This window comes from Cupriavidus sp. CPT47-8839-RL05A (assembly GCF_058792255.1).
In genome coordinates this window covers 44,740-60,542 of the sequence record NZ_JBYTEG010000034.1, presented here as the reverse complement: position 1 = coordinate 60,542, position 15,803 = coordinate 44,740, and the positions used below count along the sequence as shown (strand labels likewise).

At 62.9% G+C, this 15,803-nt stretch carries 13 protein-coding genes; 6 read left to right on the top strand and 7 right to left on the bottom strand.

What is annotated here, in order from left to right:
- Positions 1-455: 455 nt before the first annotated feature.
- Together AC3WVS_RS29950 and AC3WVS_RS29945 are read right to left on the bottom strand one after the other, a co-directional pair.
- Positions 456-1,520 (bottom strand): beta-keto acid cleavage family enzyme, encoded by a 1,065-nt coding sequence (locus AC3WVS_RS29950; RefSeq protein ID WP_492321541.1) that lies wholly within the window; start codon positions 1,518-1,520, stop codon positions 456-458.
- 24 nt (positions 1,521-1,544) lie between these two features.
- Positions 1,545-2,444 carry a TauD/TfdA dioxygenase family protein gene (locus tag AC3WVS_RS29945; protein ID WP_492321540.1) on the bottom strand — a complete coding sequence of 300 codons (900 nt, stop codon included), beginning with the start codon at positions 2,442-2,444 and terminating at the stop codon, positions 1,545-1,547.
- Positions 2,445-2,906: 462 nt separating this feature from the next.
- Here AC3WVS_RS29945 and AC3WVS_RS29940 point away from each other — a divergent pair, with 462 nt between their 5' ends.
- A complete protein-coding gene (locus tag AC3WVS_RS29940; protein WP_492321539.1) occupies positions 2,907-3,230 on the top strand; it encodes a hypothetical protein in 324 nt (107 codons plus the stop codon).
- Positions 3,231-3,388: 158 nt separating this feature from the next.
- Here the strand turns inward: AC3WVS_RS29940 and AC3WVS_RS29935 are convergent, their stop codons facing one another.
- Positions 3,389-6,031 carry a bifunctional diguanylate cyclase/phosphodiesterase gene (locus tag AC3WVS_RS29935; RefSeq protein ID WP_492321538.1) on the bottom strand — a complete coding sequence of 881 codons (2,643 nt, stop codon included), beginning with the start codon at positions 6,029-6,031 and terminating at the stop codon, positions 3,389-3,391.
- Between the two features lie 315 nt (positions 6,032-6,346).
- Entirely contained in the window at positions 6,347-7,153 is an 807-nt protein-coding gene (locus AC3WVS_RS29930) for a YdcF family protein (protein WP_492321537.1), read from the bottom strand.
- A 203-nt stretch (positions 7,154-7,356) separates the two neighbouring features.
- On the opposite strand from AC3WVS_RS29930, the gene AC3WVS_RS29925 reads away from it, so the two are divergent.
- The 3 genes from AC3WVS_RS29925 to AC3WVS_RS29915 all read left to right on the top strand — a co-directional run bounded on the left by AC3WVS_RS29925 (position 7,357) and on the right by AC3WVS_RS29915 (position 8,770).
- The gene (locus AC3WVS_RS29925; RefSeq protein ID WP_492321536.1) at positions 7,357-7,782 is read left to right on the top strand and encodes a hypothetical protein; all 426 of its coding nucleotides are present in this window, start codon (positions 7,357-7,359) and stop codon (positions 7,780-7,782) included.
- Positions 7,783-7,858: 76 nt separating this feature from the next.
- On the top strand, positions 7,859-8,122 hold the full coding sequence (locus AC3WVS_RS29920; protein WP_492321535.1) for a hypothetical protein: 264 nt from the start codon (positions 7,859-7,861) through the stop codon (positions 8,120-8,122).
- A gap of 93 nt (positions 8,123-8,215) precedes the next feature.
- Positions 8,216-8,770 (top strand): hypothetical protein, encoded by a 555-nt coding sequence (locus tag AC3WVS_RS29915; protein ID WP_492321534.1) that lies wholly within the window; start codon positions 8,216-8,218, stop codon positions 8,768-8,770.
- A gap of 170 nt (positions 8,771-8,940) precedes the next feature.
- Here AC3WVS_RS29915 and AC3WVS_RS29910 read toward each other — a convergent pair whose 3' ends face one another.
- Positions 8,941-9,885, bottom strand: a complete 945-nt coding sequence (locus AC3WVS_RS29910; RefSeq protein WP_492321533.1) for a LysR family transcriptional regulator — start codon at positions 9,883-9,885, stop codon at positions 8,941-8,943.
- 118 nt (positions 9,886-10,003) lie between these two features.
- Here AC3WVS_RS29910 and AC3WVS_RS29905 point away from each other — a divergent pair, with 118 nt between their 5' ends.
- Both AC3WVS_RS29905 and AC3WVS_RS29900 read left to right on the top strand, forming a co-directional pair.
- Positions 10,004-11,395, top strand: a complete 1,392-nt coding sequence (locus tag AC3WVS_RS29905) for a 2-hydroxycarboxylate transporter family protein (protein ID WP_492321532.1) — start codon at positions 10,004-10,006, stop codon at positions 11,393-11,395.
- Positions 11,385-12,389, top strand: a complete 1,005-nt coding sequence (locus tag AC3WVS_RS29900; RefSeq protein WP_492321531.1) for an alpha/beta hydrolase family protein — start codon at positions 11,385-11,387, stop codon at positions 12,387-12,389. Before AC3WVS_RS29905 ends, AC3WVS_RS29900 begins: the two co-directional genes overlap by 11 nt.
- A 1,053-nt stretch (positions 12,390-13,442) precedes the next feature.
- Here the strand turns inward: AC3WVS_RS29900 and AC3WVS_RS29895 are convergent.
- Both AC3WVS_RS29895 and kce read right to left on the bottom strand, forming a co-directional pair.
- Complete coding sequence (locus tag AC3WVS_RS29895; RefSeq protein ID WP_439668448.1) at positions 13,443-14,750, bottom strand: MFS transporter; 1,308 nt, start codon at positions 14,748-14,750, stop codon at positions 13,443-13,445.
- Positions 14,751-14,869: 119 nt separating this feature from the next.
- Entirely contained in the window at positions 14,870-15,802 is a 933-nt protein-coding gene (gene kce / locus AC3WVS_RS29890; RefSeq protein ID WP_492321530.1) for a 3,5-dioxohexanoate:acetyl-CoA acetone transferase, read from the bottom strand.
- Between the last annotated feature and the right edge of the window lies 1 nt (position 15,803).

The window sequence follows — 15,803 nt, the reverse complement described above, 5'->3', positions numbered from 1 at the left end:
GGGCTGAGCCCCGTGCAATACAGGACTCAGCCCTTGGCGGCCTAACTTACCCGTCCAACTTTACGGGGTCAGTTCAACTGGCCTCACGCCGTTTCTGGTCCTGGCACGGTGAAGTGCCGCAAGCTGAAGCCTCAATGCTCCCTCAAGGTCCAGCCGCTGATCGCGACAAGGGACTCACGCAACCGCATGCCCGCGCATGGCTCCGCCAATCGCATCCAGCTTAGCAAGCAAGACATCCGTAGCAAAATCTCCGCCGCCAATGCATCAATGCAGATCAAGGTGCAAATGGCGGAGTACGGGATGAAGGTGGCGGATGTGCGGCGGATAAAACAGCGCCCGCTTTGCCTCTTGCCTCCAATGTTTCGGGGGCGGCACAGCGGGCGAGCCGGGCGGTGCCCGGCATGGCATAGCCGGCGACCGCCGACTATCGGCAGCTTGAGGGCAGCGACGGGCGACTATCGCCAGCCAGCATGCCGCGTGAACCCAACCTGCCCCGGCTTGCGATTCGCCACGAACCCATTCTCCGCCAGCGTCTCATCCACACTGTCATAGAACGTCCCGATCTTGTAAATCTCGCGCGCTTCCTTCCCGTTGGCCACGTCGCGGCCGAACTCGCGCGACATGCGCACGAGCTGCTCGATCTGCTCCACGGTGCCCATCTTGCGGTCGCGGCGCTGGGTCCAGATGTTGTCCTCGATGCCACAACGCACATGCAGGCCCATGGCGATCGCCATCATGTTCAGCGGCAGCACGTTGAGCATGGAGGTTTCCAGCGTCAGCACCGAGCCGTTGGGGCAGGCACGCACGAAGTTCGCCAGGTTGTAGAGGTTGGGCGCTTCAAAGCCGCCGCCAATGGCCACCCAGGTCAGGATCAGCGGCACATTGCAGGTGCCCTTGCGCATCATGCGCTCCACCGTTTCCAGCTGGGCGATGGTGGCAAGCTGGAAGTGGGTCTGGATGCCGTTGCTGCTGAGGCGGCGGATGTGTTCTTCCACCCATTCCGGCCCGGCGGGAATGGTCATCTCGCGATAGGCGCGGTAGTTCGCCGGCTCGGCCAGCGAGGTGCCGGCCACGTCGGCCGCGCACATCTGCTCGACCACGTTCATCTGGTTGGTGTTGATGGCGATCGTCACTTGGTCCGGCGTCGGCTTCAACTCCGCCAGCATGTGGCGGGTATCGTCCGACAGCCACCTGGCGACGTCGCCTTCATTCTCGGGCGCAAACGAGATCGAGCCGCCCACCTGCAGGATCATGTCCGGCACGCGGGCGCGGATGCCGGCCAGCAGTTCGTTGAACTTGGACAAGCGCTTGGAGCCCTTGCCATCGGCTTCACGCACATGCACGTGCAGCACGGTGGCGCCGGCGTTGTAGCAGTCCACGGCCTTCTGGATCTGTGCCTCCATCGTCACCGGAATGTCTTCCGGGAAGTCGGCAGGCATCCATTCCGGACCGTAAGGCGCGGCGGTAATGACCAGCTTCTGCTGGTTCTCGGGGAACAGCGAACCGTCGATGAAATCCATCTTTGTCTCCTGCGGATAAGTGGTTCAGGCCAGTGCGGTTTCGGGTGTGCGGGCGTTGAGGTCGCGCTCGCCGATGCCAAAGGGCTTGTCGCCGATGATGCCGGCGCGCTCCATCTTGCGGTGGCAGGGCGCGTAGTCCATCACCGCGTAGTGCTGGGTGCTGCGGTTGTCCCAGATGGCCATGCTGTTGGGCTTCCAGCGCCAGCGGACCTGGTACTCGGGAATGAACGCCTGCGACACCAGGTAACGCAGCAGGTCGGCGCCGCCAGGGTTGTAGTCCTGGCCGTAACGCACGTGTGCCGCGGTGTGGAAGTTGGTGAAGTGCGTGGTGAAGGCGTTGACGAACAGGACCTTTTCACCGGTCTCGGGGTGGATGCGCACCACCGGGTGTTCCGGGTCGGGGTACTGCTCCTTCAGCGCCAGGCGCCGTTCGATCGGCATGGCGGCGCCAAAGCTTGCCTCGATGCTGTGGCGGGCACGCAGGCCGGCGATCTCAGTCTTCACATGCGCGGGCAGGTTCTCGTAGGCGAGCACCATGTTCGCCCACATGGTGTCGGCCCCGACTGCCGGGCCTTCCAGGCAGCGCAGCACGCAACCCATGGGCGGCGCTTCACGCCAGGTCGCATCGGTATGCCAGGAGTTCTCGTAGCGATCCATCGGCTGGTCCGGGCGCTTGTAGATCTGCACCAGGCCAGGGTATTGCGGATGGCTGCCGGCGACCGGGTGATCTTCCAGCTGGCCGAAGCGCTCGGCAAAGGCGACGTGCTCGGCGCGGGAAATGTCCTGGTCACGCAGGAACAGCACCTTGTGCTGCAGCAGCGCGGCGCGGATCTCGGCGAACAGGCCGTCGTCGTGGATCGCATCGTTCAGGTCCACGTCGACCAGTTCAGCGCCGATGCTGGCGGTCAGTTGTTCTACGCGCATCGTCAGGCCTCCGTGCGGGAAATGACGGAAGCCGGGCATGCCGCACTTGTCGAATGCGTCGAGTATGCCGAACACGCGATGCCGTGCCCTGCTGGGTGATGGGAAATGCTGGTTTTGTTCACGCTTTGTCTCCTGCCGTATGAGTGGGTGCAAATCAACGCGTCTGGCGTCGGATGAAAACTACTGTTCAGCGGCAGGGTGGGACTTTGCTTTGCGCGCCAAACGTCTTGCGTTTGGTGCCAGGCCCAGAGTCAGAGCCGGTGCGATTTGATCGCCGTCAAACTTTTGGGGTCCTGCGGACACCATCCTTGCGGGCGAGGCTGGAGGGGGCGATGGTGGGACAGGTTCGTGCAGAGGCGTTGACGGGTGACGTCGACGTGGCGGGACAGTTGGTGCTGGAGACAGGGCCGATCCTGCGGGCGGCAGGCGTCTCGCGCGCCTTGCTGTATCAGAGGGACTGTGATGAGCGTTAAGTTGCGGCTTGTGCGCAGTGTCGACCTTGTGGCCGTGCTGCTGGCACTGGACGGAATCATCTACGCGGTGGCAATCCTGTTGACGCCGTTTCAGCGCGCCGACTTGCTTGCGGGCGCGCCGGTTGCATATCTGGCCGCTGCCCTGGCAGTCGCGGCGTTGCTGTTGGTCTCGGGGTTGTTCACGCTCCTCATCGCACTGGTGAGGCGGCATCCGTATCGCAGACGTTTGGCTGTGTCATACATCGGCGGCATCATGCTATTTGCGCTTGGTCTCGCACTTGGGCACGGATGGATTGGGTTCAGGTTGTCGTGATCAGCAAAGCGCGTGATTGAGGACCGACCCTACAAGAGGGGCTATGCATGTGGCGTGTCGGGAAACTGATAAGGGCGAGTCCTACGTGTGTAGAAACTAAGCGCAAGGACGAAGCCCGGACGAACCCCCGACCAAGGCACCGAAGGACGCCGCTCGCCTCAAGTCACGGCGCTCACATAGGCCTCGAACGCGCTGGCCTCCACCGGCGGACAGAAGAGGTGGCCTTGCCCGTAGTCGCAGCCGGCAGCCAGCAGGATGTCGCGCTGCGACTCGGTCTCGACGCCCTCGGCAATCACGCGGATGCGCAGCGCATGCGCCATGCTGATGATGGCGCGGCACAAGGCCACGTCGTCCGGGCCCCGCGTCAGCGAGCGGACGAAGGACTGGTCGATCTTGATGTAGTCAATGTCCAGGCGCCGCAGGTACGACAAGGACGAGTAGCCGGTGCCGAAGTCGTCGAGCGCGATCTCGATGCCGGCCGCCTGGAAGCGGGAGAGCTGGTCCATGACATCGGCGTTCTGCTCCATCAGCGAGCCTTCGGTGATCTCGATGACGAGGCTGCCCACCGGCACGTTCCTGCGCTCGATCATGCTGGACCAGGACTCGGGCCCGCTCGCAGGCGCGCAGAACTCCACTGGTGATTTGTTGACCGAGATCTGGAAGCCCTTGCCCAGCAGCACCTGCCAGCGCGCAAGCTGGTCCAGCGCTTCGGTCAGCACCCAGCGGCCGATGTCGATGATGAGGCCGGTTTCCTCCGCAACGGCAATGAAATCGGCCGGGCGGATCGGCCCGCGCACCGGATGGTCCCAGCGGATCAGGGCCTCGGCCTTGCAGACCTTGCCCGTGTTCAGATCGACAATGGGCTGGTAGTGCAGCGCGAACTGCCCGGACGCCAGCGCCGTGCGCAGGTCCTGCGTGATGCGCAGGCGCTCCCTCTCCGCCTGCAGCAGCGCCTGGGTGAAGACCTTCCAGCGATTGCGGCCCTCCTCCTTGGCGGCAAACATCGCCTGGTCGGCGCACACCAGCAGGGCCTCGGCGTTGTCGGCATCCTTGGGCCAGGTCGCCACGCCGATGCTGGCCGACACCACCACCAGCTCGCCGGCCAGGCGGTAGGGCGCGGCAATCCGCTCCAGGATGGCCTCGGCAATGTCCCCGGCAACGCCGGCATCGCCCACCGCGGGCAGGATCACGGTGAACTCGTCGCCGGCCAGCCGCGCCACGGTATCCGACGCGCGCACCGATGCCGCAATGCGCCGCGCCGCCTCCAGCAGCAACAGGTCGCCCTGGTCGTGGCCGAGGGTATCGTTCACTTCCTTGAAGCGATCCAGGTCGATGAACAGCAGCGCCAGCACATCCTGCGTGCCGCGCGAACGCTCGATCTCCTGCCTCAGCCGGTCGAAGAACAGGCGGCGGTTGGGCAGATCCGTGAGCGCATCGAAATTCGCCTGGTGCCGGATGACTTCCTCCGCCTGGCGTTTCTCGGTTATGTCATGGATCAGCGCAACGCGGCGGCGCTCGCCATACGCGTGGGCCAGGTAGGTATCCACGGTCAGGTAGGCGGGAAACTCGCTGCCGTCCTTGCGGCGGATCGAGAATTCGCCGCTCCATCTGCCCTTGGCTGCCACGGTGGTCCGCAGGCGCTCGACCAGCCCTGCCGCATTGCCTGCCCCGCTGACGATATAGCCCGGGCGGCCCTTGACCTCCTTGGCGGTATAGCCAGTAGCGGCGGCAAAGGCCGGATTTACGTCGATGATGGTGCCATCGAGCGACGTCACCACCATGGCCTCGCTGCTGGATGAATAGACCAGCGAAGCCAGCTTCATCTCCTCCATATGGCGCCGTCGCTCCCCCATGGAGCGGCGCAGGCTGTAGTACAACAGGCCAAGCAGCAGCGTGGAAGCCATGGCACCGGCCAGGGCAACGCGGCGATAGACCTCGTAGGGCGCCAGCACCAGGCCGACCGACTCGCCCACCACGAAATTGAGCCCGAACTCCGGCAAACGGTAATAGCCGAAGACCCGCTCCACGCCTTCGGAGCCCGACACCGCCCGATAACTACCAGACTGGGGCGACCCGCTGGCGAGGTACGGCCTGTTGCTGACCGCCCTGGCCAGCGTGCCCTCCATGGCCGGCACGCGCGCAATGACCTGGCCGGAAGTCTTGATGACCGACGCCACTTCGCCATCGCGGTTTGTGAACGACTGCGCAAAGCTGGCGAACTGCTCCGGACTGACCGAGACCACGATGACCCCGTCGAAGCTGCCCGCGCGCAGGATGGGGCGCGTGAACTGGATCGACCATTTGCGCGAGACCTTGCCCTTCACCGGGTCGCTGATGAACAGCATGTCGCGCCCGCCCGCGTTCTGATGGACCCGGAAATGCTCGCGCCCGCTCAGGTCGACCTTCTGGCCGGGCACGGGCGGGGCGATGGACGAGTAGATGAGCAGGCCATGCTTGTCGATCACCGACACCTGGAACGACAGGTCCACCACCAGGTTTTCCCGCTCACGCACCATGTCGATGAATCCCGGCTGGCCGACCAGCCAACTGGCCCGCAGGTCGAGGAGGAACTCGGACAGCCGCAGGATGCTGGATTTCGAGTACGCGCCGAACGCCTGGGCCTGCGCCTGCGTACGCTCCGCCGCGTCGTGCAGCAAGCGGTCCCGCTCGCTCACAAGCTGAAACGCCGCGAACGCCCATGTTGCAATCAGCCACGCCGCCGCCGCCAGGTTCAACGGGGAGAAGAGCTGGTGCAGGCGCTGCAGCGCCTTGCCATATCGGGTGGTCGAGCGTTCTGGCATCAAATGGGTATCGCAACGCAGCGAAGAGTCGACATCGATAGCAGGCTAGTCGAGGTCAGCGAACCCGACAAGCTGCACGCACACTAGTCCCGTGCTCACCGCGCGGAGCCGGGCCGGCGTGTGCCGAAAGCGGCACGTCGTGATCATGCCCCGCTCGACTCGTGGGCACGTGGGCGACAATGTGCCATTCCGGCCTGATTGACGCCCCCCAAAAAGGGGGCTAAGGCATTTTCGCCACAGACATTTCGGCGCCGCTGTCGGGGCCAGGGCGCATACGGCGATAGCCTGATGTCGCTGCGGCGGGCTGCGCAGGAGTCAATACTCCCTCAACACCCATCCACTGATCGCGGCGAAGTATTCACGGAGCCAGGCGTTATACCGAAGGTAGAGCGGCGTTCCAGCCCCGACTCCGGCGACCTCCCCGAATCCTGCCTTCCGGGCAATCCGCACCGCCCGCTGTACATGGAAATCGCTGGTCACCACCACAATGGGATCGGTGGCGGCGACGCCCTGCTCTTCAAGCAAGCGCCGGCTGAACGCCAGGTTCTCCCCCGTGCTGGTACTACGCCCTTCCCGGATGACCCTGTCTGCTGCGACCCCACGGGCGATCAGATACTCAGCCATGATGTCGGCCTCCCGGCACCGCAGCCCGAAATCCTGCCCACCACTGACCGCAACCTTCGCCTGCGGCCATTGCTGAGCCTGTTTCAAGCCCTGATCAAGCCGCGCAACCAACGTTGGCGAAGCGACGCAGTTTGGTGTGCCGGAGCCGAGGATGATGATTGCGCTTGCCGGGAAGCTTCCTGGGATGGCGGCTTCGGTGTTGCGGTGAATCTTGTAGAAGAAAACGGCCACTGTCGCCAGCCAGACTGCGAACGCGATCCATCCTGCTTGCCATAGTTGCTGGCGGCTTCGGCTGGTTGCTCGCCAGTGCGCGACGCGGGGCCATTGCCATGCCAGGAGCAGGAATGATGCGCCGATGCAGCCTGGCAGGACGATGCCGAAGTTGAAGAGGCCCAGGGTCGTCAATGCGATGGCATCGGCAAGAAGGACGGTGCCGGATAGCGCGAGGCCGATGCGGCGCCAGCGCGCGCTTGTGTTCATTTCCTGCATTGCGGTCATTGAGTATTTGGGAGAGCGCCGTGACGCGAAGCGATGCATGTGCTGACCTCGCGCGGCGGCCAGCAACATGCGGCGCAAATTGTACCGGCGTCCGCGTGCGGAAGAAGGGCAACTTTAAGGATTGCCTTAGGGACGCGCGCACAAGAGTTCGATACATCTTGGTATTTGCCAGAGCTGTGCGTGGCGCCGGACTGGAGACCATGATGAGGCACTTCATCGCGCTCGGAGTACTGTTGTTCACGACTACGTCGGCCAATGCATGCCGACCGCCCTACCTGGAGTACAGCGCTGTATTCGAGCCCGGCTCAGCCACGCTATCCGGTGCGGAGGTGAAGCGCCTTGCCGATTGGCGCATCAATTCCCGTCGCACTTTTCCAGCCGGGTACACCGTCTACATGTACCTGCGTCAGAACGAAATCCTCGGTATTCCACGCCAGCTTGCCGAAGCGCGGGCGCGTTCAATGACAGGCCTACTTGAACACCTCGGAATCAACAAGAAGGACATCGAGAGGCCAGAAGTACGTTCCACCGCGAGTGGGCATGTCGCTTCTGAAGAGGAGGGAAGATTCTTCAATGAAGCAGGCATCTCAATCAACCCCCGTTGCCCGCACGTCTGCTGTGAGGGCTAAGACTGTGCAAAGGACTCTGACCTCGCGTTCGCGCATCAAGTGGGTGGCGTCCGGCGTGCTTCTGGCGGTAATGGCAATGGTCGCGATTGACGCCTGGCAGGCATGGCATTCACCCGAGCACTATCCGTTTGACGCAGAGGGGCCGGTGGCAAATCTCTGGGCGTACCAGTCGCAGCGACGCTACCTGATTGCAGCAGGGCTTGCGCTCGCCGCTTGTTGCCTCGCGATGATGGGGATCTGGTTGCGCCGCGTGCCGAGACGGCTTCGCTGGCTAAGTGTTGCACCACTTGTCGTCATGGTGGTGATTACGGTCTATGAGCGGCTCATTGAGTTCGAATGAAAACCCAGCTTATGGCATGCAGATGTCTGGCGGAACGATCTTTTGGCGCTATGGCCAAGACCGGCGTATTGTCACTCGCGCCAAGGAATACAAATGATACGAACTACTCTAGTGCCTCTCATCCTCGCGCTTTCGGTTTCCGCTCACGCGGAACAGGTGCCTGAGGCCATCATCGACAGTTGCCTACTATTCGATAGATCGTCTGACACTTCGATCTCGATCAGCCCAATTGAAGGGGATGCGAATCTGATAGACGAGGTTACGGAGTCTGGCTACCAGCTGTTTACCCCTGGAGGTGATGACAGCAACAAGCTTCGGATTGGCTATGCAACCAGCAAGCGCGGAAGCAACGACTACATCTTCGTCGGGCCGCGTCGCGGATTCATCAAGCGAGCGGTTGCTGTGCAAAAGCTTCAGCCCACGAGAGTTGAGGAACCGAGCCTTGCCGCTTATGCAGTGCTACGTGAGCACGGGCGCCGGTATGTGTGTGTGATGGAAAGCAACGGAAACGGCAGCGCCGCTTTCGTGAGGTCAGCCTTCGTGGGCCGAATCCCACCGTCGAAGAACGCTACCTTGAGGCTGTTCTACAAGGTGGCAGACGTGAAGAAGTTCAAGGCATACAGTGAGGGGCCGAAACAGATGCCTTGATGAAACGAGGCATCACTTTCGCGATGCTGCTGTTCATGGCGGCGCCGGCCGTTGCCTGCAGGCCGCCGTACATGGGGTACAGCGCTGCTTTATGGGTGGTTATGGATAGTTATGGATGCAATGGGAGGCTGCATTCGCACTATCCCAGGCCCGCCATTCACGGCGGCGCATCAGGGATTGCCCGCTCCGGCGGTCTTCCAAATGCCGGTATCTATCAAGGTTTTGGCCTCCGCAACCAATTCCGTGATAACGGCGCGGACCGCCGGATCTGCCATGCGTGCGCGCCGCTGTCCCAAGCATACGGCGCGCGTAATAGGTGGGTCGATCATGCAGGCCGCCAGCGTCCCTTGCTGAATCTCCCGTGTCACAGCACTCCTGGCGAGAACGCTGAACATGCGACCGGTTTCCACCAGTCGTATCAGCCGTTGGCCGGCGTCTATTTCAACGCGAACGTCGAGCGACACGTTCGCCCGCGCGGCATAGGCTTCCAGGGTTGACCGAATGGCGTGCAGACGCGACGGCATCACGAGCGGATATCTGTCCAATGTCCTTGCCTGCACCGTGCTTGTGTCTGGTAGCGACCCTGGCCGGCCTACCAGTTGCATGTCCTCGCTGGCGATGGGCTCGCATTGCACTTCCGGCGTCGCGGTCCGGTCAAACACCACCGCCAGATCAAGCTGTCCTTCTGATAGCCAATTCCACAGGTAGCCAGAGAACGTTTCTACCAGGCGCAGGCGAATTTTCGGGTAGCGCATGGAGATGCGTTCGACCAGAGGCAGGGCGAGTACGGCGGCGGATGAGGAAGGCAGACCCAGGGAAACGTCGCCGCCAGGGTCGGCGGTGCACTGCTGCAGCTCCTGGAACGTGGACTCGACGAGATTCACGATCTCGTACGCGCGCCTCAGCAGGCGTTGTCCCGCTTCGGTCGGCGTGACCCCGCGAATGCCTCGCGTCAGCAACACCGTCCCCAGCACATCCTCCAGCCTGCTCACGGTGACGGTCAATGCCGGCTGGGCGATCCCGAGCCTGCGCGCGGCGGCCGTGATGCTGCCCTCTTCGCAAATTGCGATAAAGGCGATCAGGCGAGGGATGTCCAGTTTGCGGGCGTTCTGCATAGGTTGCCATAGTACGAACTTATGCCCTCCAACAAAACAGATATTGGACGGCACTGATGATGCGCCACAGACTACGGACCCAGAAGCCGCTACGTCATGCGGCCGAGTTCATGAACAGATGGAGGAGGACATCGTGCTACCAGATCATCTTTCCCAGTCAGCCGCAGAGATCTCACCGGTCTCTGCGGCCGAGCCGCGCGTGGCACCCACGTCTGCGCTGCGTGCGCAATGGTGGCGCCTGCTGGATCGCCGAATTGGCGTTGTACCGTTGCCGGTATATCTCGCGCTGCTGCCGATCGTGGTGTGGTTCGCCACCATTGGCAAGGTGCCATCGGATCTCACGATGGCGATCGCCGTATTGTCGTTGGGTGGGTTCTTCTTCATGGAACTCGGTCGCCGTGTGCCGATGCTCAGCCTGATGGGCGGCGCCGCGATTCTTGCGTTTGTGGTGCCATCGGCGATGACCCATTACGGCCTGATTCCGCCTTCGCTTGCGCTATCGATCAAGGCGTTCGTCAAGGCATCCAACTTCCTTTACCTCTATGTCGCGGCCATCGTTGTCGGCAGCATTGTGAGCATGGACCGGGAGGTGCTTCTCGGTGGCTTCCTGAAGATCTTTGTGCCGCTGACAGTCAGCTCGGTCGTCGCGGGTGCGGTCGGGACACTGACCGGCATGGCGATGGGGCTGGATGCCTACCGGGCATTCTTTTTTGTCGTCGTTCCCATCATGGCCGGCGGACTTGGCGAAGGTGCGATCCCGCTTTCCATGGGTTACGCGATGATTACCGGACAGCCACAATCGGAGTTGTTTGCGCAGATCATTCCGGTGGTCATGCTCGGCAGCTTTACGGCAGTGTTGCTGTGCGGACTGCTCAATGTACTGGGCAAACGCTTTCCGCATCTCACAGGAGAAGGTGTGCTGCAGCGGGGCCCGCAAACTAAGGCGAGCGAGAAGGCGACGTCCGCAACGGCTCCGGCGTTCGATCCGGTCAGCCTTGCCGGAGCCATGGTGACCATCGTCGTGTTCTATCTGATCGGCGTGTTGGTCCAGGGGGTTCTGGCGTTTCCGGCGCCGATCACCATGCTGTTCCTGATCGTCGCGGCCAAGCTTGGTCGTGCCATCTCGCCCGCGCTGGAGCAAGGCGGAAAGGGCGTGTATCAGTTTTTCTCCGGCATCGTTACCTGGCCGCTGCTCTTTGCCCTGGGCGTCGCGCTGACGCCGTGGCAGGAGTTTGTGAGCGCGTTCACGGTGCCGACCGTCGTCACGGTGTTTGCCACGGTCGCGTCGATGATTGCCAGCGGGTTCTTTGTGGCGCGCTTCGTGGCTATGTATCCCATCGATGTGGTGGTCGTGACCGGTTGCCACAGCGGCCAGGGAGGCGCCGGAGACATCGCCATTCTCACCGCGGCGAACCGGATGCAGCTGATGCCGTTTGCGCAGATTGCGACCCGCATCGGCGGCGCCATTACCGTAACGTTGGCTCTGATTGCGATTCGCCATGTCTACTGATTTCCCGATCGATGCAACAAGGCCCATCGCGCTCAGGGCAGTGCGCGGCTTTCATGTCGGCGGACGGCCAGTCGACGTGGCCGACCTGCCGCATCGGCAGCTTGCCACGGTACCGGGCGTCCAGCCGCGCGTCTCCAACCCGAACGGGCGTTATCAGGTGGGACAGCTCTATGTCCAGCAATTCGCCCTGGCAGCGCCCACGGCCAGGTATCCGCTGCTGATGTGGCATGGCGGCGGCATGACCGGTGCCACCTGGGAATGCACACCGGATGGTCGTCCGGGTTGGCATGACTATTTCATGCGCAAGGGATACGACACCTTTGTGAGCGACGCGGTGGAGCGTGGCAGGGCTTCCTGGGCGCCCGCCTGCCTGGTTTCGGAAATGCCGGAGCACCGAACGCTGGAGCAGGCGTGGGACATCTTTCGCTTTGGTCCGGTGGACGGATATGACGCTGCTAATGGGAAGCGCCAGGCCTTCCAGGGACAGCGGTTTCCGGTACACGCGCTGGACGAGCTGGGCAAGCAGTTCGTGGCGCGATGGACCAGCACAGGCGACATGGCGTTGGAGGCCTATGTGGAACTGATACGACGGGTTGGCCCGTGCACGATCCTCGCGCACAGCGAAGGCGCACGCCTGGCTCAGCATGCCGCGCTGTCGGTGCCTGAACTGGTAAAGGGACTGATCCTCGTTAAACCCGCCGGTGCGCCATCGACAGCAGTGGAGGATGCAAGCCGACTGCGCGGCATTCCTCACTGTGTGTTGTGGGGAGACTATATTCCGCAGAACTCGTTATGGACGATATATCGCCGGCAGGTAGACGAGTGGTTGTCGGCCGTGCAGCAAGCGGGGGCGGGAGTTACTGAATTTGACTTGCCCGCCATGGGTATCCGCGGGAATTCGCATCTGCCGATGATGGACGACAACAACTTGCTTATTGCCGGGCTCGTCCACGAATGGATCGGCGGTGCGGTGGAAGGCGGCATGTCCGGCTGAGTGCGCAAGCGATGCGCGAAGCCCATGCTCGATGTCGCGTGTTCGGACCTGACTCTTAGTGTGCTCTTTGGCCATCAGCCGGTGTCCATCGGAGCTTCAATACTCCTTCAACACCCACCCGCTAATCGCCGCGAAATACTCACGGAGCCAGGCGTTATATCGAAGGTGGAGCGATGGCATGCGTGATGAAGAGGCGGCCACGATCTTGTGCGCCATGCTTGCCAGTGACCGGTTAGAGGTCGAGTCGAGTGCCGTCGAATGCCATCAATGCCCAGGTGATGAGCACCGGCAGCCCACACAGCCAACGTAGCAAAGTGCTGCGCGTCTGCGCAAGCAACGCCCAAATTGCAAGTGAGCACCCGAGCAAGAAGGCGATGCACGATAGCAGATAGTTCGTCTGTGATTGATACGCCCACATTGCCGCAGCGGGTCCTTGGCTGCGGAATGGATACTCTTCAGGGGCTGTCCAGGCGCCCCATATCTCTACCAGCATCAGCACGGCAAAGAGTCCGAGGATGCTGGCTGCGGCAGCTCTAATAGCGAACTTCCGGTTCCATGTCTTTGGCATAGTACAAAAACTCTTTGGCAAAGGAATTCATCGAACCGGTGAGGTCAATGCAACCTGCTGAGCCATGGTAGCTTCTGCCGTGGATCGTGAAGTTGCTTCGGCCAAACACGTTGGTCCCTGCGTGTAGCCGCAAACCGATGCGCCGTGTGCCCCAGGCTGTTGTACAGCCAGGCCATCGGCCGGCCTTGATGTTGATGAGCCGGAGAAGGCAAGCGGCTCGGTTGAAGACACTTGTATCTTCCCAGCGCTGGAAGTCATCCTGACGTGCGGTGTACAGGCCTTCAGGAAGGGGGCCGACGTCCCTGGTGCCCTGATGCTCTTTGGTCTGGTAGCCAGGGCGCCCAGACACTGCTGGCCAACGCATCTGTACTTCGCCGCTCTCAATCCATTGAAGGGATCTGCCATCGAAGAACAGCTTGGCCCTGCGCCAGTGAATTTCGCGCTCGTGACAGGCAGCGGGTCTGCCCAGACCGCTTTACAGCCCGTCAGCGTTCCTGCCCCTGGCGCAGAAACGGAGCCACCGCGCAGGCAACCAGCAACAAGCCCGCCATGATCACCAGACCATTGCGCGTACTGCCAGTCGCCTGTTCGATGATGCCCATCACCGACGGTCCGATGAACCCGCCCACCAGCCCGCAGGTATTGATAAGGGCCAGTCCGCCCGCCAGCGCCACCCCCTTCAGGCGAGACGACGGGAACAGGAAGACGATCGACTGCACCACGAAAAACATCAGCGCGGTCAGCGAGAAGCCGACTAGCGCCATCACCGGGCCTGCGAAGGCGGCAATCAGCAGGCCGCCTGCCATCACGACCAGCCCCAGGCAGAGCAGGCGGCGGCCGCGCCGTGGGGTGTTGGCATGTCGGGGCAGCCATGCGGCCCCGATGGCGGCGGCTATCCAGGGCAGGGAATTGAGCAGCCCGATTTCCACGGGCGTGAGCTTGCCGTAGGTGCCGATGATGCCCGGCAGGAAGAAGATCACCGTGTAGATCGAGATCTGATGGCAGAAGTAGATGAAGATCGCCAGCCAGACCTGCGGATCACGCATGGCGCCCAGGAATGAGTGGCCGCCTTTGCCGGCGCTGGCATCGGCGGCTTCCGCGGCCAGCCGGCTGCGGACTTCCTGCGCCTGGGCTGGCGTCAGCCATGGCGCGCTGTCCGGACCGTCGGGCAGCTTCTTCCAGACCACCGCGGCCAGGAACACCGCGGGCAGGCCTTCCAGCACGAACATCCATTGCCAGCCCTTGAAGCCCCACATGCCATCCATGCCCAGCAGGGCGCCGCCCAGCGGGCCGCTGACGATGTTGGCGATGCAGACGCCGAGCAGGAAGTAGCCCACTGCCCGCGCGCGATCCTCGCGGCCGAACCAGTACGTGAGATAGAGCATCACGCCGGGAAACAGCCCCGCCTCGGCCGCGCCCAGCAGCACGCGCATGATGTAGAAGGAGGTCTCGCCCTGGACAAAGGCCATCGCCGCGGACAGCAGGCCCCACGTCACCATGATGCGTGTGATCCAGAAGCGCGCCCCGACCCGATGCATGATCAGGTTGCTCGGGATTTCCAGCAAGGCATAGCTGAGGAAGAACAGACCCGCGCCCAGGCCGTAGGCCGCGGCCGAGATGTTCAGGTCGACCGCGATATGGGTCTTGGCGAGTGCAATGTTCGTGCGATCGAGAAAGCTGATCACATAGGACAGCACCAGCAAGGGCATGAGCTTGCGGAACAGTAGTGCGGTCAGCGGGCGGTCTGTCGGCGCGGCCAGCGGCGGCGCGCCCGAGGCGGGTACGGTCTGCATGTGCGTAGTCTCCATCGGCGGATATGGCGCTGCGCCCGTGGCGCGGGCCTGCCATTCGGCCTGGTTGATGTCTTCGGTGATCGATGCCTGCCCAGGGCCGCCCATGGCGGCCCGGCAGTTCAGAACGCGGTGCCTGCCGCGCCCTTGAGGTCGAGGATGTCTCGGGCTTCGTCGGGGGTGGCGACGTCGATGTTCAGGGCTTCCAGCACGGTCCGGATGCGCGTGACCTGCTCGGCGCTCGATGCCGCCAGCTGGCCCGGACCGATCCAGAGTGAGTCCTCAAGGCCCACGCGCACGTTGGCGCCCATGGCCGCGCCGATGGTCGCCAGCGGCATCTGGCTGCGGCCGGCGCCAAGGATCGACCAGCGGAACTGATCGCCGAACAGATGGCGGGCGGTGCGGTGCATGTGCATCAGGTCCTCGGGATCAGGGCCAATGCCGCCCAGGATGCCGAAGACGGATTGGATGAACACCGGGCCACTGACCAGGCCACGGTCAAGGAAGTGCCGCAGGTTGTACAGATGGCTGATGTCATAGCACTCGAACTCGAATCGCGTGCCGTTGGCATTGCCGATGCGCAGGATGTTCTCGATGTCCTGGTAAGTGTTCTTGAAGATCAGGTTGCGGCTGTTCTCCAGGTGTTCGCGCTCCCAGTCGTGTTGGAATTCCTTGAAGCGGTCGAGCATCGGGAACAGGCCGAAGTTCATCGAACCCATGTTCAGCGAGGCCAGCTCCGGCTTGAAGGTGGTGGCTGGCAACATGCGCTCTTCCACCGTCATGTGCGGGCTGCCGCCGGTGGTGATATTGATCACGGCGTTGGTCTCGGCGCTGATCCTGGCAAGGAACGGCCGGAACAGCTCCGGGTCCTGCGACGGGCGTCCGTCCTTCGGGTCGCGGGCGTGCAGGTGCAGGATGGCGGCCCCTGCGCGCGCCGCGTCGATGGCGGCTTGCGCGATCTCGTCGGCGGTCACCGGCAGGTGGGGCGACATGCTGGGCGTGTGGATGGCGCCGGTCGGGGCGCAGGTGATGATGGCTTTGGCTCGCTTGGCCATG